This is a genomic window from Paenibacillus sp. FJAT-27812, from assembly GCF_001273905.1.
Classification (GTDB): domain Bacteria; phylum Bacillota; class Bacilli; order Paenibacillales; family Paenibacillaceae; genus Pristimantibacillus.
Window position 1 is genome coordinate 4,490,674 of the sequence record NZ_LIGH01000001.1, and the last position, 24,716, is coordinate 4,515,389.

Below are 24,716 nucleotides of genomic sequence, written 5' to 3' on the forward strand. Positions count from 1 at the left end.
TTTTATAACAACCGACGTTTGCATCGTAGTATTTTTATGCTATCACCGACATGCTTCTTTCAAGCTTGGCGACAAAACCAAATACAGCCGATGGTGATTAAACTGTAACCGGGTTTTGAATTCTGGAGCATTTACTCGAAATAAAGTGCAAGCGTAAGAACCGACTATTGAATTCCAATTAAAACTCCAAAATTAAGGGGTCAAACCGCTTTTCCCGTTAATGATGAACAAGCTGCAGCTTCTCCTTCGGAGAGGCTGCTTTTTTTATGATCGTAAGCGAAGCTGTTTATTTGGGGCTTGCCTGTAACAATTAGCTGGAAAAAGGCGAATAAACGTAATAAATTTATATCTTATTAAAAAAATGAAGCTTGAAATCATAAATATTTTAACCTTTCTGCGGAATGAGATATTTTCAAATGCGGACTCTAAGCCCTATGATCGTGATGTAAATATGAAACGCTTACATTCGAGGGAGACACGGAAAGGAGTAATCAATTGAGTCAGGTAACATTAACAACTAGCAAGGATTATCAAACGCGCAAATCAAGAAGAGGCTTTTTTCATGAGCTGTGGAAAAACGGCTGGTACTATATGATGGCTCTGCCCGGCATATTGTTTTTTTTAACGTTCAGCTATATGCCGCTGCCAGGGTTAATCATTGCATTTAAAGATTACAACTTTCTCGAAGGCATGTTCGGCAGCAGCTGGGTCGGGCTCGATAACTTCAAGTTTTTCTTCAACGGGGAGTACGCATGGCGAACGACGTTCAACACGCTGTTTATCAATGCGAACTACATTGTTTTCGGGACGTTTTTTGCCGTTGCCTTTGCCTTGCTATTAAATGAACTAAGAAACGGCCTGCTTAAGCGGCTGTACCAAAGCCTTATGTTTTTGCCCTTTTTCTTCTCCGCAATTGTAGTGGGGAACTTCGTTTACTTAGTCTTCAGCACCAAATACGGCATCGCAAATCAGCTGCTTGAGGCGCTGAACCGGACATCGGTTGATTGGTATTCGAGCGCGCAGTACTGGGTTTCGATATTAGTCGGCGTATTTATTTGGAAAAATACCGGTTATGCCGTGGTCATGTATTTGGCTACGATCGTTGGCATCGACCATGAGCTGTACGAGGCAGCGGCTCTTGACGGCGCAGGGAGATGGCATAAAATCCGCTATATTACGCTGCCGTTATTAGTGCCGACCATTATTATTCTTACGCTGCTGTCGGTGGGCAAAATGTTTTATGGCGATTTTCAAACGATTTACTCCATCGTCGGCGATAACGGGCTGCTCTTTGCAACCACGGATGTAATCGATACCTATGTGTTCAGAGCGGTTAAATCGGTAGGCGATATCAGCATGCCGGCTGCTGTGGGGCTTTATCAATCGGTATGCGGATTTATTACGGTTGTCGTCTGCAACTGGGCGGTAAAAAAATATAACGATGACAGTTCATTGTTTTAGATAGGGGTGGAGTAGTGAACAACCAAAGCGGAAGAGTAGCGCAAATGCTATTCCATATCATCATTTTCGCGTTTTGTATTTTTACGACGATTCCATTTATTCTCACCATCATAGTATCGGTCACGAATGAGAATTCGATAGTCAAGCACGGCTATCGCTTCTTCCCGGAAGCGTTCTCGCTGGATGCGTACCGGCTGATCTTCTCCAGCAGCGAGATCTACAATGCCTATACGATTTCCATCGTTGTAACGGTTTTAGGCACAGCGCTCAGCCTATTGATTACAGCACTGCTCGCTTACGCCATAGCGGTTCAAAAGGTGAAATATAGAAATGCGATCGCGCTGCTCGTCTTTATCCCGATGATTTTTAACGCGGGGCTTGTGCCATGGTATATCTTCATTACGAAGTACTTGCATTTGAAGGACTCGATACTTGCTTTGATCCTGCCGATGCTGGTGAGCCCGTTTAACGTATTTTTGGTGCGAAACTATTTCAAATCATTGCCGCCGGCGCTTATCGAATCGGCAGAGATGGAGGGTGCGAGCCCGCCTTATATTTTCGCAAAAATCATCCTTCCTCTGTCAGCGCCTATTACGGCTACCATCGCTCTATTCTACGCTTTGGCGTATTGGAATGACTGGAATCTAGCGTTATGGCTAATTGATAGCCGTGAATTATATCCGCTCCAATTCATGCTGTTCAAAATTCAGTCGATGATTAACTACATGAGCTCCGGCGGCAATTTTGGCGTAGGCAGCAGTACGATGCCCTCGGATTCCGCCCAAATGGCGATGGTGCTCGTTACGATCGGGCCAATTGTCCTTGTATATCCTTTTGTGCAGAAATATTTCATTAAAGGGATTATGATCGGAGCAGTGAAGGGTTAGGTTGTTTCCTAGCAATAGGTTCAGCATAAAGAAAAAACGAAAACAAATTGGGAGGTAGTCTTTTGAAAAAAGTACAGATTAGAGCAACGGGTGTCGTCTTGGTTCTCATTTTATTGTTCAGCATGCTTGCTGCATGCTCCAAAGAGGAGGGCGGCAATAAACAAACGAACGCGCCAAAAGGGGATACGGCAGAAGCTACGAATAAAGGGGAAGGCCAAGCGCCTGAAGCTTCAGCAGAAGCGCCAAAAGCAGAAGGCACCGTAAAAATCGTGCTGCCGGGCGATCAGCCGAAGGATATGGCGGGCGTTCAAAAGGCGATGGAGGCGAAGCTGCAAGCCGATGGGCTTAACATTAAGCTAGAGTTCACGTATTTCCCTTGGGACCAATATTCAAACAAGCTTAATCTGATCGCAGCATCCGGCGAGGACTATGATATGGCTTGGACGCATGTCAGCTGGTTGTCGCAAATTACGGCCAAAAATGTCATCATTCCGCTTAATGATCTACTGGATGAGCAGGGTCATCAACTAAAAGAGAGCGTACCTGCCGCCAGCTTCATGAGCGCTTCCATCGATAACAAAATCTATGGCATACCTACGCTTGTTCCGACTGCAGAGAACAATAACTTCTTCGTTATCCGCGGTGATTTAAGAGAGAAATACAACTTGGCCCCAATCAAAAGCTTGGCTGATTTTGAGGCTTATCTGGATACGATTAAAAAGAATGAACCCGATATGGTGCCGATTGCCAATGATAACAACCGTGGGCTCTTCCGTGAATTCGGCGACGTCTACCTGCCTATTGGCGATAACGGCGCAGGCCCGGCGTACATTGACCCGGCAGATCCGAATCTAGAGGTCAAAAGCTTTTATGAGTCTGATATTTTCAGAAAAATAGTAGAAACGAAGCGGAAATGGTACTTGAATGGATGGATGCCGAAGGATGCGCAGGAAATTAAAGATTCCGAATCCGCTCTGAACAACGGCAAAATCGGCGCGACATGGTCGAATGTTCTTAAAACCTCAGAGCGTATAGACACGTTTAAGAAAACGCTTCCGGACGGAAAGCTGGAGGACGTATTTCTAAATCCGGAAAAACCGAAATATGTTTTTGACGCTGCTGCGAATCTATTGTCTATTTTCTCAACCAGCAAAAACAGCGAAGGCGCTATGGCCTTCATTAACTGGTTCAGAAGCAACCAAGAAAACTATGATTTATTTTCCTACGGCGTCAAGGACGTGAACTATAAGCTGGATGGCGCTGCGGTTTCGGTTGACGGCATTGCGGAGAATTCGACTTACAATCAAGTGTACTGGGCATGGGATGATATCAGGCTGAAGCATTTCAGCAAAAATGTGGATCCAAGCTACATCGAGAACTTGAAGGTATGGGATAACGATTCTATCGTTGCGCCAACGCTTGGCTTCCGCTTTAATGCCGATCCGGTAAAATCGGAAATCGCTCAAATCGACGCGGTGGGGCAAGAGTATGTAGGTGCCGCTTACTCTGGATTCATCGAGTATGATAAGTTTTACCCTGAATTCCAGAGAAAGCTGAAGTCTGCGGGAATTGATAAAGTAATCGCCGAGGTGCAGAAGCAGCTTAACGATTTTATAGCAAACAAAGCGAAATAATTATGCAATCCATAGCTGTGACCTATTTGATATAAAGGGGGGCAACTCGTGAAGCGAAGAGGTAGGAAGCTGCTTCATCTCTTTTTAAGCTTGGTCATTATTGCGAGTAGTTTTGTTTCAATCAGTCCGCAGTCAAACCGCGTATCGGCAGCTGCGAATGCAGCGAATCTGGCATTAGGGAAAACGGTAACGGCCAGCAGCTCGCTCTCGCAGCATTCGCCAAGCTATATGGTAGATGGATCGATGGATACGATGTGGTCGACCAGTGATACGGGCTGGCAAACAAGCCCGATTACGGATGAGTGGGCGATTGTGGATCTTGGCGAAAGCTACGCGATTTCAAGGTGGGTCGTCAAGAGCGGTGCCGACGGCGCGCTGGTAACCAGTGACTATCAGCTGGAGTACAGCACGGATACGGATAACGGGCCATGGATAACCGCCGATGCGGTGACGGCAAATACGACCCGGTTCACAGACCTTTTACTGGATCAAGCTGTGAATGCAAGGTATGTTCGCCTCCATGTAACAAAAAAAACGTCGGATGGCGTGGACTGGCCGGCAGTCAGAATTGGCGAGTTCGAGCTGTATGAAGCAGCAGCCGCCGAAGTTCCCGTACTAAGCGCGGCTCCGGCCTCCGGCACTGTAGCGAAAGGCACAAAGGTAACGCTAACCAGCTCGGTAGCGGCCGCTTCGATTTATTATACGACTGACGGCAGCGACCCAACATCCTCATCAAGCAGGCTGCTTTACAATGAGCCGCTTACGATTGACAGCGACATCACGATTAAAGCGGCAGCAATTGATGAATTAGGCAGCGGCATCAGCGACATACAAACGTTGACCTATCAAATACCGAAGGATGCTGTAAAGGGAAACCTAGCGCTAGGCAAGAGTGTATCGGCGAGCAGCTTCCTCCCGCAGCATTCGCCAAGCTACATGACAGATGGTTCCATGGATACGATGTGGTCGACCAGCGATACGGGCTGGCGATCAAGTCCGTATACCGATGAATGGGCGGTTGTAGACCTTGGCGAAAGCTATGCGATTTCCCGTTGGATCGTCAAGCATGCGGCGACTGGAAACCTCACGACGAGGGATTTCCAGCTGGAGTATAGCACGGGGAATGGGAACGGGCCTTGGCAAGCCGCGGATTCGGTTACGAACAATACGGCTCACATCACGGACCGAATGCTTGCCGATTCGATACAATCGAGGTATGTTCGACTTCACGTCACGAAAAAATCGGAGGAAGGATCGGATTGGCCGGCTGTCAGGATCGGCGAGCTGGAGCTTTACTCGGAATCGGCCATAGTACCGCAGTTAACGGCATCTCCAGGATCTGGCCAGGTGATCAAAGGCAAGAAGATTACGCTCAGCAGCACGCTGGCTTCCGCCGCCATCTACTATACGGTTGACGGCAGCGACCCAACGACTTCGAATAGTAGATTGCGTTATTCAGAGCCGCTAACGATTAATAGCAATGTCAGCTTGAAGGTAGTAGCCATCGATGAGCTAGGCGGCGGAGTAAGCGACATACAATCGCTGACCTATACGCTTCCGACGGAAGATATATCGATGTATCCGAATTTAGCGCGCGGAGCGACGGCAACGATGACGGTTGAAGCCGGGTGGGGCAATGTAGCAGGGCGCGCCATTGACGGCAACTTTTCAACCTATGCCCAGCCCGAGAAAGCGGGCGTATGGGATCTGATCGTTGACCTTGGCAGCATTCAGGCTGTCAATTACGCGGTGCTTCGCAAAAATCCCGACCATCAAAATTATATTACGCAATTTACGATAGACGTTTCGGACAATGGCACCGATTGGTCGACGGTTGTCACCGAAAACAGCAATACGGATCAAGAGGATAAGTATTACAAATTCCCGGTACAAAATACACGGTTCGTGAGATTGCATCAGCTAGCTAACATAGGTCTCGCAGCTGCGGTTTGGGAGTTTGAGCTGTACAACACATCCAATGCGTATCCGGTTCAAGCAGACGTGTCCGCCAAAGTAGTAGCTGAAGGGACGCGGGTTGGCTTACATTCGGTGGAGCCTGGCGCTTCAATCTATTACACGACCGATGGCAGCGACCCATTAATCTCGGAAACGAAGCAGCTTTATACAGATAAGATTGCGCTTGCTGCTGCTTCTATCGATTCGATTCTCACGCTAAAAGCGTATGCGAAGGTTGAGGGGAAGGCGGATAGCTTAGTCCGATCATTCTCTTATCAGGTAATCGCGATAGCAGCCAGCCCTGAAGCTGGAATCGTAGATGAGCATACAGCCGTAGCCTTATCCAGCTCGGTTGCAGGCGCAGAAATCTATTATACAACCGATGGAACAGAGCCGATCGCCTCGGCATCGAAGCAGCTTTATTCGAATCCGATTATCATTACGAAGGATATGGTGATTAGAACGTACGTCAGCGAAGGAGGAAAGCACAGCACAGTCATCAATTTCCCATACAGCATTGGCAATGCAGAGTCCAATGTTGCGATTGGGAAGGCGGCAACTGCTTCCTCTGAAGAGAGTGCAAATGGTGCTTCTAAGGCCGTTGATGGAAATGCGGAAACGGCCTGGGCAGCGAATACGACAAGCAAAGGGCAATGGCTTCAGGTTGATTTAGGCGGAGATTATGAATTGACCGGCACAGCGGTAACTTGGAGAGACAACAAAAACTACAAGTACAAAATCGAAGTGTCATCGGATTCCATAAACTGGTATCCGGCTGTCGATCAAACGGCTGCAGAGGATCGGGAGCAAGTAAGCACGGATCGTTTTCTTGATGCAGCAAGGCGGTATGTTCGGATAACCATTACCGATTTTGAGCTTGGCAGCAAAGCGGCTATCGCAGAGTTTGAGGTGCTCGGTTATCCAAGCGAAGCGATGCCGACGGTACCTGTCGGACCATCGACTAACGGATGGGTAAGGCCAGTAATCGCTCCTTTGCCTGACTCCGTCATAGGCGTACAGAATCCAATTATTAATCTCAGCGGGACATGGAAGTTTACGCAAACGCCTGAACAGGGCTTTTGGAAAAACAGCGTAGAGCCGTCGGCTTGGCCGGATGCGAAAGTGCCTGCGAACCTAGAGGTCCTCGGCTTCGATATTCGCGGCAAGCAGGGCGGGGACTGGTTCCCTGACCGCAATATCGAGAATGTATACAAGAAATCCGTCCCGATCCCGCAGGACTATCAAGGCCAAAAGGTTATGCTGCGATTCGAAGCGGCGTTTAATGTCGCTAGAATTTGGGTGAACGGACAGCTGGTTCGAGTGCATCGAGGCGGATTTACGACCTTTGATTGCGATATCACAGACTATGTGACGCCCGGCGAGAGCGCATGGGTAACAGTAGGCATTACCGCTGAGAAAGGTTTCGTCGAGTACCAGCATGTTCGCGGCTTAACTGGCGAAGTGAAGCTGTTCGCCCTTCCGGTCAATTACCTGACCCGCTTGCATGCGGAGACGCTCTTTGATGCTTCGTATACCGATGCGATGTTGAAGGTTTCTGCCGGAATGATTTTTGGCAGCGACCTAGCGTCAGGTTCCCAAGTTGAACTTACCCTTATTGATCCGGATGGCAAGCTCGTGCCGATCGAGCCAGGCGGCATCAGCTTGGATGCAGAGCACCCTGATCATACGATCAGCATTCCGGTTAGCAGTCCCGAGAAGTGGGATGCGGAGCATCCGAGCCTTTATAGGCTGATTGCCAATGTAAAGGTTGGCGGAGAGATCGTACAGACGGTTACCCGGAAGATCGGCTTCCGCTCGATTAAAATTGTTGGCAATAAGATGCTTGTAAACGGCAAGGAGGTTAAGCTTCGGGGAGTCAATTGGCATCAATCCTCGCCTAGCGTTGGCGTTGCTGCCGATCCTGAGCATGATAAGGAATCGCTGCGAAAGCTGAAGGACGCGAATGTCAACTATATCCGTACCTCCCACTGGCCGCAAGCTGAATATGTGCTGGATTATGCGGATGAGCTCGGCTTGTATGTGGAGCAAGAAAATTCCGTCATGTTCATCAATGATTCCCGTTTGAACGATGCCCATTATTTGAGTTATTTCATGGGCCAATTCTCGGAGACCATCGAGAAGGACCGCAGCCATCCAAGCATTGTCATTTGGTCGCTTGAGAACGAGAGCGGCTGGGGAAGCAACGTGGCAGCTACCCATGATTATGTAAAGGCGATTGATCCGACGCGCGTCGTCAAATCCAGTTTCGGGTACAACGCACCAAGCCAGTACAATGATTTGTTTAGCGTTCATTACGTCGATAACAGCTTAAAGCTTGGCGGTCTTGATAAGCCGGAAATCGTCGATGAATACGCCCATTTGTACGTGTATTACGAAGACTGGTTTAATGCGGATCCTTCATTCGAGGATTTTTATGGCGAGGGAATCAAGCGCCTGTGGGATAATATCTATCACTCAGAGGGGGCGCTTGGAGGCGCGATCTGGCACTCGAGGGATCTGACCACCTATTGCGAGACGGCCGTATGCGGCTTCAGAGCCGAATGGGGAATTATGGATTCTTGGAATCGGGAGAAGCCGGAGTATTGGAACGTGAAGAAGGCGTATTCGCCGATCCGCATTAACGCCAGCTCCTTGCCGAATCCGGGGGCGAGAAATCCGCTCAGCATCGAGGTTGAGAACAGGTATAACCATACCAATTTAAATGAGATTAAGGTCGAGTGGAAAGCAGGAAACCAATCGGGCACTTTAAGCGGCCCTTCTATTGAGCCGATGTCCAGCGGGCATTTGATGATCCCGGCTAGAGCATGGAAGCTTGGCGACATTGTAGGCTTGAAGTTTTATCAAAGCGATCGCAACAAGACCAATCGTTTGGTGGATGCGTATAATCTGACGATCGGCGAGAAGAGCTTCCATTTTACAGGCGCACAGGGCAATGCTCCGGCAATCAAGAGCGATAGCGATGCGCTCACGCTTACGGGGCAAGACTTCAAGCTGGTCTTCAGCAAAGCGACGGGCATGATTCAGGAAGGGACGTATAAAGGAGAAACGATTATTACCGGCGGACCTTATCTGAATATGGGCTTCACTTCCAAGCTTGGGCCATGGACGTTTTCGAGCATCAATAGTACGCCTACCGATAGCGAGGCTATTGTAACTATCGCTGGCAGCTATGGGCAGACAGCCGTTGTATTCACGCTAGCCGTTGATGGCAGCGGGCTGATCTCGACAACATATTCCGTTACTCATTTGCCTTCGGCTTATGACACCATCGGCGTTGCCTTCGATATCGCAGCCAAAGCAGATCGGATCACATGGGACCGCAGCGGGCTTTGGTCGGCTTACCCAGAGGATCAGATTGGCAGAAACACGGGAACGGCGTACAAAGCAAGAGGCGAAGGCGATGAACAATACGGCGTGAAGCCGACATGGGCATGGTCGAAGGATGAGAAAAACTTCAGCAAATATGGCAAGGATGATCCCGGGCAGCGCGGGACGGCAGACTTTGTTGCCTCCAAAAACAATTTCAACTTTGCTTCGCTGATATTGGGAGATACGGGCAAACGGATTAACGCGCAGGGAGACGGCAATGGTTCGGTCAAAAGCTCGGTTAACGCCGATGGAACGATTCGATTCGAAATCAATTCGATATGGTCGCATCCCGCTGCTTTCCCGGGCTGGGTGGAAGCCAACTCCATCAGCAAGCCGATTACTTTAGCAGCCGCGTATACGAACACCGTTACCGTGAAGCTGGATGACCAGGATGATTACACCGTTAGCTATGCCGATGCTCCAACCTATCTAACCGACCTGAACTGGGCATCCGCGACGACAGGCTGGGGATACCTTAAAAAAGATTCAAGCATTCAAGGGAATGTATTGACCTTATTCGACGGCATGGGAAGCAAGTCTTATAAGCATGGGCTAGGCACGCATTCGAATTCGGAATTCATTTACAACATCGATGGAAAGGGCTATGAAAGCTTTGAAGCCTTCGTAGGCGTCGATCAAGAAAGCAGCGCCGGCAAAGTGACCTTCGAAGTCTGGGCAGATGGGCAGAAGCTGTTTGACAGCGATAAAATGGACAGCCGAACGGCAGCCAAGAAGGTTAACGTAAACATCGCCGGCAAGCGTGAGCTTAAGCTGATCGTAACGGATGGCGGAAACGGCACAGCTAACGATAATGCCGATTGGGCGGATGCCAAATTGTATAAGCGGCCCGTCGTCGTGGCTCCTAGCTCAGAGGCCGCGCTTAGCAGCATAACGGTTAATAATCAAGCGCTTGCTGCTTTCGAAAGCAATAAGCTGTCGTACGATGTGGCGCTGCCGGCTGGAGCGCAAACGGTGCCGCTCGTTACGGCTGTTGCGACGGATAGCGAGGCGACAGTCAAGGTCATTCCGGCAGCGTCGCTGCCTGGAACAACTTCGATTGAGGTGCTGGCTGAGGATGGGGTTACGAAGCTTGCTTATGCGATCCATTTCACCGTGACACCGACGAAACCCGATCCCGGAACGGAAACGCCGACAAGCGGAGACAATGGATTAAGCGGCGGCAGCAAGGAACAGCAGATCGTATCTGCGCTTCAAGTCAGCAATGGCAAAGCTGTAATAGCCATGCAGACAGGTGTGAAGGAAGTGCTGATTCCGCTTCAGGCGAAGGAGCTTAACGATCTCGATAGGCTCATATTCAAAGGCGATGAGCTAACGCTAGAGCTGCCTAAAAAAGTAATTGGACAGCTGATTGAGTTAGCTGCTAGCCAGAAGCAGCCGTATATTTCCTTCGCATTTACGAAGCTGGCGCCAACAGAGGTTGATCGTTTGCTTAAGGAGGCTTCGAGCAAAGCATATGCTGCTATTACGTCAGCGGGTCAACTATTTGAATTGTCATTAGCCGTTACCGGTCTCGATCATGCGGCGCTTAAGCAGCTGACTGCCTTTGCCGAGCCAATTACGCTAAGTCTATCAGCGCCTGAAGGCGGCGACAGCCATCTGAACGCGATCTATTATGTGAAGGGAAATGGCGAGCTAGAGCATCAACGAAGCAAACGGATTAACGGTAAATTAGAGGCGCAAATCAATCATTTTAGTGTCTATGGCGTACTCTCGTATAAGAAGTCGTTCATTGATGTTCCAAGCCATTTTTGGGCAGCAAACGTCATTGAGAAAATGGTCGCCCAAGGTGTCGTCACCGGCGTGAATGCGACAGAGTTTGCTCCGCAAGCGAAAGTAACCCGTGCGCAGTTTATCACGATGCTGGTTCGCGCTTTAGGCTTGCAAACGACCGGAACCAAGTCCTTTACGGATTTGGAGAAGGGCGCTTGGTACGAGTCGGCGGTAGTAACCGCTTATAACGCAGGAATTGCGACAGGCAGAAGCTCGACCCGCTTTGCCCCTCATGAGACGATAACGCGCGAAGAAATGGCCGTAATGATCGTTCGCGCTTACGAGGTGAAGACGGGCAGCAAAGCTTCAGCAGCAAAGCCAAATTCCTTTGCGGATGATAAGCTGATCCACGAATGGGCGAGGAGCTCCGTAAATGCGGCATTTGAACTAGGCATTCTTCAAGGCGCAGGCGGAAATCGGTTCCAGCCGCAAGGATTGGCTACGCGAGCTGAAAGTGTTCAGGCGATTGCCAAACTAGTCGATTAAAGCAGAGTCGGATGAATCAAACCGGAAGCGCTGGACCTCTTCTTTAAAGCGAAGAAGAAGTCCAAGCGCTTTTGGATTTGACCGGTTAGCCGGGGGATTTATGATAAGCGGACAAAGTTGATCTTGACGTTTTTTCCAGTTAAAGAGTATATTCATCATGCGGCGATGGTTATTTTTAACGAATTATGTAAACGGTTACAAAAATAAAGGACAGGGATGATTCGATGTTGAAGCCTATAAAGCAGCGCGGGAGTTTCTTAAGTCGAATAATCGTTGCAAACGTAGTTATTTTTGTTTTATCGATCATTGTGCTATCCGTTCTGAACTACGGTAACAATACCCGAATTATTGATCAGCATACCTCGCTGATGTACAAACGCTTGCTCACGCAAACCGACTATAACATTGAAGCCTTATACGAGCGCGTCTTTCAAATTGGGGAGCAGCTTCTGAATGATACGGAGGTAGTAAAAGGACTCTTCTCCAATGAGCTAAGCCCGGTCGACTCGATGAAGGTTGCAAGCAAGCTTAACGATGTCGTAAACGCGAACAAATACATTAATTCCGTGTATCTCTATAATGGCGAGAAGGAGCGGTTTATTCATACCATCCGCAGGGACGTATCCATTCAAACGATCGATAAAGAAGCGCCGGCCTTAATCGAGGTTCGGAAGCAAATGCAGAAAATGATCTTTTTACCGCATAAGCAAAGCTATGTCTATGAATCCAAAGCGTATGACAACAACATTCTTTCGTTAATTTTTACGTATTCCGGCGGCAATAATGGCTATGCCATCTTCATTAACTTAGAGCTGAACGCGATCTTGGATCTCTTTAATAAAATGGGCAACTCCGCATATTCAAACTTCATAATTGTAGATAAAAGTGGGTTGAATATTATTAACGGCTCGAAGCCGGATTTATTCCTGCACGATACAAGTGATCAAGACTATATCGACAAGGTTATCCATGCAGCTGCCAAATCAGACCACTTCATAGGTTCTGTTGATGGCGAAAAGTCGCTGGTCACCTACGTTTACAACGATAAATTGGAATGGTATCTCATCAATACGACAAGCTATTCGTATTTGGCGAAGGATAATCTTCAAGTGCTCCAAAACATCATTTTGATATCCGTCATCATTCTCGTATTAAGCATTGCGGCGACCGTCCTGCTTACGAACAAAATTTACACCCCCTTTGGCAGAGTCGTGAAAATGATCAAGTTCAGCCATCCCGCGGTCCCTGCTGAAGATAACTACGATGATGTTGAATATGTGAGCGATGTGTTCAAGGGGCTTATCCAGAAAGTAACGACGCTGGAGGATTCGGCCGTCAAGGACCGCAATCGGCTGCGGGCTGCTTTTCTCCGAGATTGGCTGAATGGGGAAGGGCGGATGGATGAAGCCGAGCTAGCTTTGAATTTCAGCAAGCTTAACGTTCAAATTAGGCCGAATGATCTTCGGGTGCTCTTATTGGTCATGGAAGGGCAAACCGAGAGTGCCGAGCTTGAGGAGGAGCAGCCGGATCTTAGAATGAACTTCGTAGCGGATGCGATGGTTGAGCTTGCCCTGCGAATATTTACGGAGCATGGCGAACTGGAAAAAATAGATACGGGGAGCCATTCCTTCGTGTTCATTTTGAATGATTTTGATGGAAGCAACGTCGAGGCCAAAATAGGCGAGTTTGTGTATCAGGTAGAGAAATTAATGAGCTTTCGATTAAAAATCGGGGTTGGCATCCGGGCAAGCAGCATGCAAGAGCTGTCTAAGTCGTATGAGACGGCCAAAGAGGCGCTTAATTACATGTTTGTCGTCAGCGACGAAAATGTGTATGACTACGAAAACATTCAAGCCCAAATTCGCAAGCAGGCACATTATCCTGTGAAGCTGGAGCAAACGTTAATCAACCAATTGAAGCTAAATGATAGAAGAGCCTCAGAAGAAACGGTAGAAGCTTTGTTCGGAGAGCTGAAGCATTATGCCATTAAGGACAGCTATGCGACTTTAAAGCAGCTCGGTTCGAGCATTGATCATGAGTTTAACGATATCGTAGACTTTGCTCCGCTATGCAAGCGTTATGAGCAGCAGTCCTTGGCTCGCGTTATTGAAGGCTTGATTTATTTTGAGCGCTTACATCGATTCTTTTTGGAGCTTGTTGATTACATTATTCAAGATTTGAAGAGCAATCGGTACAGGGACAGCAAAGAAATCGTTAAAAATGCTTGCGAATATATTCAGCAGCAGTACCGCAAGGGCGATCTCTCTGCCGATGCCGTGGCTGCTGCGCTTAACATTTCGGTTCCTTATTTCAGCAAACTGTTCAATGAGAACATGAGAATGACTTTCTCCGCTTATGTTACGAATCTCCGTCTGAGCGAGGCGGAGTCGCTGCTGCTGCACACGCCGCTTCGGATCAAGGAAATTAGCGAGAACATCGGGTTTTTGAATAGCACTTATTTTATTACGGTGTTTAAGAAGAAGCATGGCGTGTCTCCGAATCAGTACCGGCAGATGAAGCGGGCAAACTAAGCGAGTAAATGCTAGTGCCGAAGATATGCATACTTTTGCGGATCGAATGAGAAGTAAATAAGCTTCCCCCCCATTATGATAATGACAAGGCAAGATCACATATGTGGAGGGGATTATGATGGCAAACGCAACACTATCCGAGCAAGAGGTTCAATTTTATAAACAGAATGGATATGCGCTCCATAAGAAACAGTTATTCAGTCAAGAGAAAATGGCAGAGCTGTCCGCCATATTCGAAGAGCAATGGGAGCTTGTCGGCAGAAGGCTGAACAGCGAGCTGGATACGCCGCATTTCCGCGATGAGCGCCTGCTGAAGTTCCTCTTAAGCGATGAGGTGCTCGATATGGTTGAACCGCTGATTGGGCCTAATATCGGGCTTTGGTCAAGCCACTTCATTTGCAAGGAACCGCTGATCGGCAAGCAAACGCCATGGCATGAGGATTCCGCTTATTGGAACGGCCGCCTCAGCAACTTTGACAACATCGTGACCGTATGGCTGGCAATCGATCGCAGCTCGAAGGAAAATGGCTGCATGCGCGTCATTCCCGGCACGCATAATAACGGGTTTTCCGAATACGAAGAGGTTGACGGAAACCAGAACATTTTTAATACCGAAATTAAAAACACGGATGAATCAAAAGCCGTTTACTTCGAGCTTGAGCCGGGCGAGTGCTCCTTGCATGATTCCCGCATTATCCACGGGGCAGCAGCCAATACGAGTCCATTCCGCCGCTGCGGCTATACGATGCGCTATTTCTCGACAGAAGCACAAGTATATACCGAGAAAAACCAAAATCATAAAATATGGCTCGCAAGAGGCAAGGATATAGCAGGCAATCCATTCACAAATGTATAATGAATAAAGGCTAGAAGGAGCTGCACTTCATGGAACTAAGGCAAATAAAAGCGTTATGGGGAATGGAAGGCATGTATGAAGAGCAATTTTCCCGCGCAGCAGCGGCAGGATACTTCGGCATTGAAGCTCCGCTGCCTTCCTTATCCGATGAACAATCCTTTAAAGAAGCGCTTGAGCGGCATAATCTAGCTTTTATTGCGCAGGTCTGCACGCAGGGCGACCATCTTGCCAGCTTCGAGGAGCAGATGGTCCGCGCCGCAAGCTTTAAGCCGCTCTTTATTGTGTCGCAAAGCGCAAGAGACAGCATGACGGAAGCGGAGCAGGATCGTTTCTATGAGAGTGCTTTAGCAGTTGAGAAAAAAATCAATATCGCGGTTGGGCACGAAACGCATCGAAGCCGCGCGATGTTTACGCCTTGGACAACGGCTAGATTGCTGAAGCAATTTCCGGATCTGCGCCTTACGGCTGACTTCAGCCACTGGGTAAACGTATGCGAATCGCATCTCGATAATCATGAGGAAGAGCTTGCGCTTGCGATCGATAGAACGATCCATGTACATGGCCGAGTAGGGTTTCCGCAGGGCCCGCAGGTTCCGCATCCGGCTGCTCCGGAGTATAAGGCTGAGCTTGTGCTTTTTATGAAGTGGTGGCAGCAAATATTTGATAACCAAGCGATGAAAGGCAAAGCGTTCGCTACCTTTACAGCTGAATTTGGACCTCCAGGCTACATGCCGACAGAGCCATTCACCAATAAGCCGGTCGCTGATTTATGGGAAGTGAATCAATGGATGTCCGATTATATTTCCGCCAACTATGCAGAGTGGTTTAACGAATAATCAATAATCAAGGGGGGAGTAAGGCTGGAACATTACAAAACGCCGGAGCGGCTGCTTAGCAAAAACTTTTTAACCTTGTCCTCCCCCTTCCGTATTTACAAGCATGTGCTCGATCACAAAATTCAGACGCATTGGCATGAATTTTTTGAAATGGCTTTTGTCGTGTCAGGGAAAGGAACGCATGTGCTTAACGGCGAGCCATTTCCTTTGGAGAGAGGAATGGCTTTTCTGCTGACAACCGCCGATTTCCATGAGATCATACCGGATGAAGGCGAAACGATCCATTTATATGATTTTATATTTGAGGATTCGTTCATTCGGCCAGCGTTATCCGAAATGCTTTTTGAGCATGCCTCGCATTATGCGCATACTTTCGAAGGCGCTTTGGCTAACGGCATCGAAGCGGAGTTCGATCGCATATGGGAGGAAACGCAGCTTTGGCAGCTAGGCAGCGACATGGTCGTTCAAGGCAGCTTTGAGCGGATATTGATTGAGCTGTTCAGGCAAATCGGACGACAGAAGCTTGCAGCAGAGCCGGTTGCCATAACCGCAGTCCATCCCTCGATCCGAAAATCGGTCATCTATATCCAGCATCACTTCCGTGAACCGATTACGCTGCATAAAGTTGCAGAGCATGTGGGACTGTCCGCAAATTATTTTAGCGAATGCTTCCGCAAGCAGACAGGAACTTCCTTTCAAGAGCATTTGCAGGAGAAAAGGCTGCAGTTCGCGAGAGCGCTGCTTTGCAGCACGCCGCTGCCAATTACGGAAATCTGTTATGCCTCAGGCTTTAATACGATACCTAATTTCGAGCGATCGTTCAAAAGAAAGTTTGATCTCGCGCCCCGCGATTACCGAAAAATCAATAAAGGAACCCATAATTAAACCTTCCATCCACTTTTAAGTGTGTGGAAGGTTTTTTTGCGCATGCTAAGTTTTTCGACTCTTATTCATGGGACTTGTTTCTAAACTGTAAACTTTCGTTACGTTAGTTGTTAGTCAAATCGCGGCTGTGATACCATCAAGTTTGAATGGAGATGAACAGATGGAGCTAACGAAAATATTAATTATAGAAGACGAAGCGGCTATTGCGGATTTGCTGGCATACGGCTTGCAGAAAGAAGGCTTTCAAACGGCAGTTGCACATAACGGCAAAGACGGATTAAGGGAGATTGAGGAATTCAAACCGGATCTGCTGCTGCTCGACTGGATGCTCCCAGATCAAAGCGGCCTTGATATATGCAAAAAAATTATGGGGAAATATATGCTTCCAATCATTATGATTACAGCCAAATCGGATATATCAGACAAGGTGATCGGGATGGAGCTTGGTGCCGATGACTACATTACGAAGCCATTCGATATGCGCGAAGTGATCGTCCGTATCCGTACGCTGCTGCGCAGAATTAATCCGGTATCGGCTGCAGCCGAGGAGCCGGTGCCTGCTTTGATCAAAATTAAAGCGATCGAAATTAATGTCATCGAAAGAACCGTCAAAAAAGACAACGAACCGGTCGAGCTGACGCCAAAAGAGTTTGACCTGCTAATGACTTTGACCAGCTCAAGAGGAAGAGTGTTTACCCGTTCGAACCTGCTGGATATCGTGTGGGGCTACAATTATTTTGGAGATACAAGAACCGTTGATATCCATATTCAGCGTTTGCGCAAAAAGCTAGATGCCAATGACATGATTACTACCGTATTTCGTGTTGGCTACAAATTCGAGAAAAATGTGGAATAAGCTATGATACAGTCAATCAAGGTTAAGTTTCTAATCGGGTTATTGGTCATTTTTGTCGCTTCGCTGCTGCTGCTGCACCATTTTGTGCTGCAAATTATCGAATCCAGCAACGAAACGACGATCACGCAGGATTTGAACAGCATAAAGAAAAATAGCAATGTTTATGTCAGACAGACGTTTATGATCAATCATTACAGCCATGATGAAATTTATTTTGAGCAAATGTCGAAGGAATTAGTAGCCGATTTGAATAAAATTACGTCCAGCAGCGTTGCCGTATATTCGGTTGACGGCGAGCTGCTTGCCGCATCGGACAAGGCTGCCTTCAAGAACCCTCCCGGGGACGACTTCAAGCACGCTTTAAAAGGAGAAACAGCCTACACCATCACCCATCAAGATAAAATATCGTCCATATACTTTGCGTATCCCGTAGTAATCGACGGCGATAAAATAGGCATTTTGCGATTCGCCAAGGATGCTTCCTTGCTCTACGGGCATAGCCAGCAAATTTTAAATGTCATTATGTATGTGACGATTGCGATTTTTGCGCTGGGCTTGCTGCTCTGCTTCGCGTTGTTTTGGAATATTACGCTTCCGATCGTCAAGATGACAAAGGTATCCACGGAAGTAATAGGCGGCAACCTAAATGTTCATATCGCATTGAACCGAAAGGACGAGCTAGGCAAGCTTGCCCACAATTTCAACCTAATGATCGAGAAAATTCGTTTGCAGATCGGCAAAATCGAAAAAGACAGGGATCAGCTTAAAGAGCTGAACAGGCATCGCAAGCAATTTTACGACAATGTCACCCATGAACTGAAAACGCCTCTGACCTCCATTATGGGTTATGCGCAGATGATCAAGGAGAACGGCCAGAGCGATGAGGTTTTTTTCGAAAAAGGCATCGACCATATTGCGGATGAAAGCGCGCGTCTTCACGAGATGGTGCTGCAATTATTAGAGCTGTCCAAGGAGACGGATTCTAAATCCGCCTTTGAAAGCATTGAGGCTGGAGCTATTTTGGAGAGTGTTTGCGAGGGAATGGCATTTAAAGCCCAAAAATATAAAAAGAACATTTTATGCGAGGTAGAGGGGCAGCTCATGATCGAAGGGAGCGCAACGAAGCTAAGACAGCTATTTATCAATCTTGTTGATAATGCCATTAAATATAGCGACACGTCCTCTGAAATTATCGTGAACGCGGCTCAGACATCGGAATTCGTACAGATTTCCGTTTTCAATCAGGGAGAGGTTATCCCGCCTGAACATTTGGAACGCATTTTTGAGCCTTTTTTTAGAGAGCACGGCTATCTTGTGAAGGAAATCGGCAGCCGAGGACTAGGACTAAGCATATGCAAAGCAATTGTAGAAGAACATCAGGGAACTATTCAAATCCGAAGCGAGAACGGGGAAACAAGCGTGCTCGTACAAATTCCTCGAATCGAAACCAAGCAGGTGAATGTATGATTACAAAATCTTTCTTTGTACTGCTGACCGTCGTTTTGTTGTCGGGCTGTTCATCGCTCGAATTCAAATCAAAAACGATTGTCATCCCGGAGACCGAGGCTGTACCGGAATTGGCGCACTCGAACGGCGAATTTGAAGTAAACAAAATATATCGCATGTTTGAGGACGAAGAGAGGTCGATGCAAATTTTTGGGTGGACAGATGACGAGCATCTTATTGGCAAGATCATGTCCATTGATATGGGTCAAACGATGAGAAAAATCGATTATCGGAAGCAAACCAGCGAAACGGTAACGAGCTTGAACATAAATGCCGAACCCAGCCAGCTATCTCCGGACAGACGGTATATAAGTCTTTACGCTTGGGATGAACACGAAGGCAAAACAACGAAGCTGTATGACCTGAAGAACGATGATACGACAACAATCGTTGATAATAATTTTCCATCGTCAGGCATGATCATGTGGTCTAACAACAGCCGTTATGTTGCTTTTTTTCTATGGGATGATCAGTGGCGAGAGGAGAAGCTGCACATTTACGATGTAACCACCAAGAAACTTAAGCAAGTGGAAATGCCATTGAGCGAGGAGAAGAGCTGGGTGAGGTATGCGAAAATGTCCGACGATGGGCAAACCGTTCTGATCGTCTACAATCAGTCGGTGCTGTTCGGTAAACTAGAGGGCAACCAATTGGTAAAAATTTATGAGCATAAGCTTAGCAATGATGGGGCGGTAGATTACTTAAACAATGATCAAATTATGTTTGTCAGCGAAAATAATTTGTTGTTTGTGTTTGACCGCCGCAATAAGGCGACCTCGATTTTAAGCGAGCAAATCGGCGCTTTTCGGTTAACGGCGGATCGCAAGTATATTGCCTATTCCAAAGACGCTCAAAATACCTACGTTGCCAAGCTGCAAGGAAACAACCTTCTAAATGAACAGGAGGTCTTTAAAGGGATGAATCCGGCGCAGCTGGAGTGGAATCCGTCCGGCAAGAAGCTTTATGTGAATGGCTGGAAGTCATTTGATGCTCAAAGGAAAAGCAAAACGAGCGTGTTAAATGCGATGCAATACATCATTGAATTTAAATAATGTTATTTCTCAAAACTGCCCTTGCAGCCATTCGCTGTAAGGGCAGTTTTTTTGTTGCCGTTAAACGACGGGATTCGGCAAGTTTAGATACAAATTGTTTACAAGTCTGACATACGCTCGAAATGACGCTCAAGTATAACTAGAAGTAGCTGATAGACATTATATTTTTAGGAGGACAACATGCATTCGTACACGAAGAAACGAAAAGTTCGTCTCGCAAGATTTATCGTTATTTTATTTATACTATTGTTGATTGCCGTAACGATGATCGGCATTGTCGCTAACCGATTAGAGCAATCACAAGCATTGTCAGCAATTCCAACAGAAAAACCGTCGAATCAGCTTGTGGAGGTCGATCAATTAATAAAGAAATATAAGGTAGTCATCGACGCGGGACACGGCGGCAAAGATCCGGGGGCTGAAGGGGTTAGCGGACAAAGGGAAAAGCTGTTTACGATGTCCTTATCCGCAAAGGTTTATGATCTGCTTAAGCTAGACGAAAGGTTTGAGCCTTATATGACTCGAAGTGACGACACGTTTATCGACTTGGACGAGCGTCCTGAAATAGCGAATCAGATGAATGCAGATGCATTTGTATCCATACATGCCAATACCTATACCGATCCATCCGTTGGAGGAACCGAAACCTTTTACCGCCATGACGACAGCATTCAGTTAGCCCAAGTTGTGCATGACAGTGTAGTAAAGGAATTGGGCTTTGATGACCGTGGCATCAAAAATGGGCAGCTGAAGGTTCTATCACTCAGCAAGGTGCCGGCGATTTTGCTTGAAGTTGGTTATTTGACGAACCCCGCACAAGAGGCTGCTCTCCTCAGTGAGGATGGACAAGATCGTACTGCGAGGGCCATTGTAGACGGATTGAAGCAATATTTTATGAACAAGCCGCAAGAAGCCATTATCCATTCCTAAACTTTGAATCTAGATAATCGACAAAGAGCGTCTCGAAAGGTCTGGAATGACCTTTTGGGATCGCTCTTTTTTTATTGCAGATTGGCGCAAAGCCGTGTCGGTTCACGATACCCGGCAAATGGCAACCCTTTCACCATATGCCGAAAATAGAGCTGCAGCGTAGTTCTATTTCACCCAAACGAGCTGGAAATTCGTAAAGGGGCTGTCGGCACGGGCACGGTAATCGGCCATTGGCTCCCTTATTTCTGTTCGCGGATGTGCGTTAATTCTGCATTTAACTCAAACAGCCTTTTTTTGGTCAAATCATAAATCCAGTAAATCGAGACAAGCGCCACTAACGCGCCTAATGCGGGAACTAACGTAATAATGCTCTTGATTCCCGAAGCTACTTCTGCCGATTGTGAAGGCAAGCTGGAGTTATAACCGACCGCTACCAAAGCAAACCCGCCTATCCCGCCTGCCGCAGCTTGCCCGATCTTCCTCACGAGCGAATAGACCGAGTACACCGTTCCTTCTTCACGATTGCCGGTAATTCTTTCTTGATTATCAATGCAATCGGACACGAGCGCCCAAACTAGAATATTCAAGAAAGCCATGCCGAAGCCGGAAATACAGTTTAATGCCATGTAGACATAAGGGCTAGTAATCGGAAGAAGGTACATGAGCACGTTAACGATAAAAGCGATGACCAAGCCGATAACGGCCGTTTCTTTTTTTCCATAACGCTTGGCAAGCGGAGAAATAATCGGCATTGCCACAAAGCTCGAAGCAAGTCCGATTAATCCGGACAATGCGATCAGCTGCGGAGCGTGGAAATAATCTTTAAACAAATATGGCGTAAGGGCATTAACCGTCATAAAAGAAGCTAAAAAGCCGAAGGAAGCGAGCATAAGCCCAAGCAGCGCTCTATTTTTGAAGAAGCCTTTTAAGGAAGCGGCTAGATTTATTTTTCTCTGAGCGTTCCTTGCTGCCTGCACACGTTCAACGGTTAATTTGTAGGAAGAGAAGTAGAACAAATTGGCAAGCACCGCGCATATCGCAGCAATGGTTAGAAAGCCTTGGGCGGATGGCGATTTGCCCGACCCGAAAATAATGATAGGCGCTACGACCATAATGAAAACGTTTGCCAAAATAGCGCCGAGTGTTCGGAACGTAGACAAGGAGGTTCTCTCTACAGGGTCGGAGGTCATGACAGAAGCCAACGAGCCATAAGGAATGTTGATCGTTGAGTAAGCCAAACCCCAAATTATATAGGCGATGCTGGCTACGATCACCTTCCAGCTCTCATTCACGGGGAAATGCGTAAAGGTCAGCACTCCGAAAGCGGTTACAGGAATGGCGCTGAATAATAAATAAGGCCTAAATTTCCCTCTTGGCCCTACAGGCCTTGAATCGATAAACGCTCCCCAAACAACGTCGAAAATCGCATCCACCACTCGCGCCACCAGCAAGATCATGCCTGCTGCCGCAGCGGAAATCCCGTAAATATCCGTATAAAATAACATCAAATATCCGCCGATTAACGCAAAAAACATATCGTTTGCAATATCGCCGAACATATAGCCGATTTTATCCCTGCTGCCGAACTTTCTTTGTTTTATCTTTGAAGGAATAATGATTTCATTTGCGAGTTCTGCGTGTTGAAGCATATTTGTCCACCCCTATTACCGAATGATTCATGAAGGCCGGGAGACCAATAATCACTCCCGGCTGTAATGATAGCTGCATGCCAAAGCGTTTTACTTTTTATACCCGAAGTCTGGAATGGCAAGCCATCTCTTGCGGAGCTCGTGCGCCGCGTATTTAGGCTTTCGGTCCCTCGTGAAAATGCCCTTCTTATTGCCTTGCACGCGGATGAATCCTTGGCTCGTATTAAAATCAGCAAAGTTCCATACCTGTTCGCCAATGAAATGTTCAAACTCATCAAAAACCTCATGGTTTGCCTTTAAGTATTCGACTTGAAACTCCTCCGTAAACATGACAGGATCAACATCATGCAGGCCAGCTACCGTATCCGCGCCATATTCGGTCATCATAATCGGCTTGCCAGGACAGCGCTCATACCAGCCATTAAATTCATTGCGCAGATTGAACTTCGCTATTTCCCAGTCGCCGCTATCCACGTACCAGCCATAGTAGCGATTGAGAGCAAGCACATCAACCAGCTCTGCTACTTTGCATGTGTCAGGCGTTGACATGAGATGTGTAATGATCGTTACAGGCCGATGCTGCGGATCATACGATTTGGCAAGCTCCACAAGCGGTTTGAAATATTCGTAGGCGCCTTCTTCTTCGGAAGCGGGCTCGTTGGCAATGGACCACATGACCACGCAGGCGTGGTTTTTATCGCGGTCGATCAGCTCGCGGATAATCTGCCCATGATACTCACCGGTCGTTAGCTCTTGCCATGTATTTCTTTTCTCGCCGCCTCCGAACATCGTGGCCATAAAGTTCAAATGAAGGCCGACAGCAGGCGTTTCGTCGATAACGACTAAACCCTCTTTGTCCGCTAATCGCATCAATTCCTCGGAGTAAGGGTAATGAGCCGTCCGGAAGGAGTTCGCTCCGATCCATTTCATCAACCGGAAATCAGTCACGTTGACCGCTTCATCAAAACCTCTGCCATGGATCGGCGAATCCTCATGCTTGCCGAAGCCTTTGAAATAAAAGGGCTTGTTGTTGATGAGGAATTGACCGTTCTTTACTTCTATCTCCCTGACGCCAAAGGGCTGTTCATACACGTCGATAATATTGCCATCCTTGATTAAAGTAATTTGAAGGCTGTACAAATAAGCGTCCATCGGCTCCCAAAGCTGCGCCTCCTTGATGCTGACAACGCTTTGCGCCCCGGCCGCTTCTGCGATGACGGTTTGTTCCTGATCCAAGATGCGGGCATGCACCTCAGCGTCGCCAACGACAGCTGCTTCGTATTGTACAGTGGCGGATGCTCCTTGCAGCGTTGTAACGATGGTGACATCCTTGAGATAGGTTTGAGGTGTTGTGTAGATCTTCACTGGCCTATGAATACCGGCATAATTGAAGAAGTCGAAGTTAGGCTTGTTTCGGATGACCTTGCCAAGACCAGCAACTTCCTTCTCGCTATAATCGCCAATAGGAAGCGTCGTTTCGTCCAAAATATTGTTGACGGCCACCGTCAATCGGTTTTTGCCTTTTATCAAGAATGGATTGATTTCGGCTTCGAACGGCGTAAATCCGCCTTTATGCGTGACCGCTAGCTTACCGTTCACATAAACCTGCGCCGTATGCGTAGCAGAGCCAAACCGCAGCACGATACGCTGCGACAAGAGAAGGCTTGGAATCGTAAATTCTCGCTCGTACCAGACATAACCGACATGATTGCGAATGTCAGCAGTTACGCCTACATCATTGTAAGAAGCAGGCACCGCCATGTGCATCGTATCGGCAAGCTTCGTTTCGTTCCATTTGCGCTCAAAGCCTTCACCCTTATCCAGCTTGAAATTCCAAATGCCGTTCAATTCAATAATGCCACGTGAATCCGTTATGATCGGATATAACAAATGAAGTCCCCCTTGTCGTGTATATCACTTTGAAAATGCTTACAAAATGAGTATAATCAGATTTAAATAACGCGAGAAGGATGAAATAAGCATATTCAGGACTGTATTAACGCTATGGAG

General features: G+C 47.4%; 14 protein-coding genes. 12 read left to right on the top strand and 2 right to left on the bottom strand.

All coding sequences use genetic code 11. The features are described 5' to 3' along the window. Positions 1-495: 495 nt before the first annotated feature. From ADU23_RS18625 to ADU23_RS18680, 12 genes are all read left to right on the top strand, one after another. Entirely contained in the window at positions 496-1,461 is a 966-nt protein-coding gene (locus ADU23_RS18625; RefSeq protein ID WP_231637485.1) for an ABC transporter permease, read from the top strand. 14 nt (positions 1,462-1,475) lie between these two features. Further along, positions 1,476-2,348, top strand: coding sequence for a carbohydrate ABC transporter permease (locus ADU23_RS18630; protein ID WP_141680364.1), 873 nt, complete (start codon positions 1,476-1,478; stop codon positions 2,346-2,348). Between the two features lie 62 nt (positions 2,349-2,410). Further along, a complete protein-coding gene (locus ADU23_RS18635; protein ID WP_053375100.1) occupies positions 2,411-3,982 on the top strand; it encodes an ABC transporter substrate-binding protein in 1,572 nt (523 codons plus the stop codon). A 48-nt stretch (positions 3,983-4,030) separates the two neighbouring features. Next, positions 4,031-11,605: a glycoside hydrolase family 2 gene (locus ADU23_RS18640; RefSeq protein ID WP_053375101.1), complete on the top strand. Its 7,575-nt coding sequence runs from the start codon at positions 4,031-4,033 to the stop codon at positions 11,603-11,605. Positions 11,606-11,829: 224 nt separating this feature from the next. Continuing rightward, positions 11,830-14,136: a helix-turn-helix domain-containing protein gene (locus ADU23_RS18645; protein ID WP_053375102.1), complete on the top strand. Its 2,307-nt coding sequence runs from the start codon at positions 11,830-11,832 to the stop codon at positions 14,134-14,136. A 115-nt stretch (positions 14,137-14,251) separates the two neighbouring features. Continuing rightward, on the top strand, positions 14,252-14,992 hold the full coding sequence (locus ADU23_RS18650) for a phytanoyl-CoA dioxygenase family protein (protein WP_053375103.1): 741 nt from the start codon (positions 14,252-14,254) through the stop codon (positions 14,990-14,992). A 29-nt stretch (positions 14,993-15,021) separates the two neighbouring features. After that, a complete protein-coding gene (locus ADU23_RS18655; RefSeq protein WP_053375104.1) occupies positions 15,022-15,828 on the top strand; it encodes a sugar phosphate isomerase/epimerase family protein in 807 nt (268 codons plus the stop codon). Between the two features lie 75 nt (positions 15,829-15,903). Continuing rightward, positions 15,904-16,713 carry an AraC family transcriptional regulator gene (locus ADU23_RS18660; protein WP_053375105.1) on the top strand — a complete coding sequence of 270 codons (810 nt, stop codon included), beginning with the start codon at positions 15,904-15,906 and terminating at the stop codon, positions 16,711-16,713. Between the two features lie 160 nt (positions 16,714-16,873). Beyond that, the gene (locus tag ADU23_RS18665; protein WP_053375106.1) at positions 16,874-17,569 is read left to right on the top strand and encodes a response regulator transcription factor; all 696 of its coding nucleotides are present in this window, start codon (positions 16,874-16,876) and stop codon (positions 17,567-17,569) included. Between the two features lie 3 nt (positions 17,570-17,572). Beyond that, positions 17,573-19,036: a sensor histidine kinase gene (locus ADU23_RS18670; RefSeq protein ID WP_053375107.1), complete on the top strand. Its 1,464-nt coding sequence runs from the start codon at positions 17,573-17,575 to the stop codon at positions 19,034-19,036. Continuing rightward, positions 19,033-20,127, top strand: a complete 1,095-nt coding sequence (locus ADU23_RS18675; protein ID WP_053375108.1) for a hypothetical protein — start codon at positions 19,033-19,035, stop codon at positions 20,125-20,127. Before ADU23_RS18670 ends, ADU23_RS18675 begins: the two co-directional genes overlap by 4 nt. Before the next feature lie 180 nt (positions 20,128-20,307). Beyond that, positions 20,308-21,057: an N-acetylmuramoyl-L-alanine amidase family protein gene (locus tag ADU23_RS18680; RefSeq protein ID WP_053375109.1), complete on the top strand. Its 750-nt coding sequence runs from the start codon at positions 20,308-20,310 to the stop codon at positions 21,055-21,057. Positions 21,058-21,296: 239 nt separating this feature from the next. Here ADU23_RS18680 and ADU23_RS18685 read toward each other — a convergent pair whose 3' ends face one another. Beyond that, a complete protein-coding gene (locus ADU23_RS18685) occupies positions 21,297-22,706 on the bottom strand; it encodes an MFS transporter (RefSeq protein WP_053375110.1) in 1,410 nt (469 codons plus the stop codon). A 90-nt stretch (positions 22,707-22,796) separates the two neighbouring features. Then, positions 22,797-24,596: a beta-glucuronidase gene (gene uidA, locus ADU23_RS18690; RefSeq protein WP_053375111.1), complete on the bottom strand. Its 1,800-nt coding sequence runs from the start codon at positions 24,594-24,596 to the stop codon at positions 22,797-22,799. Positions 24,597-24,716 lie beyond the last annotated feature (120 nt).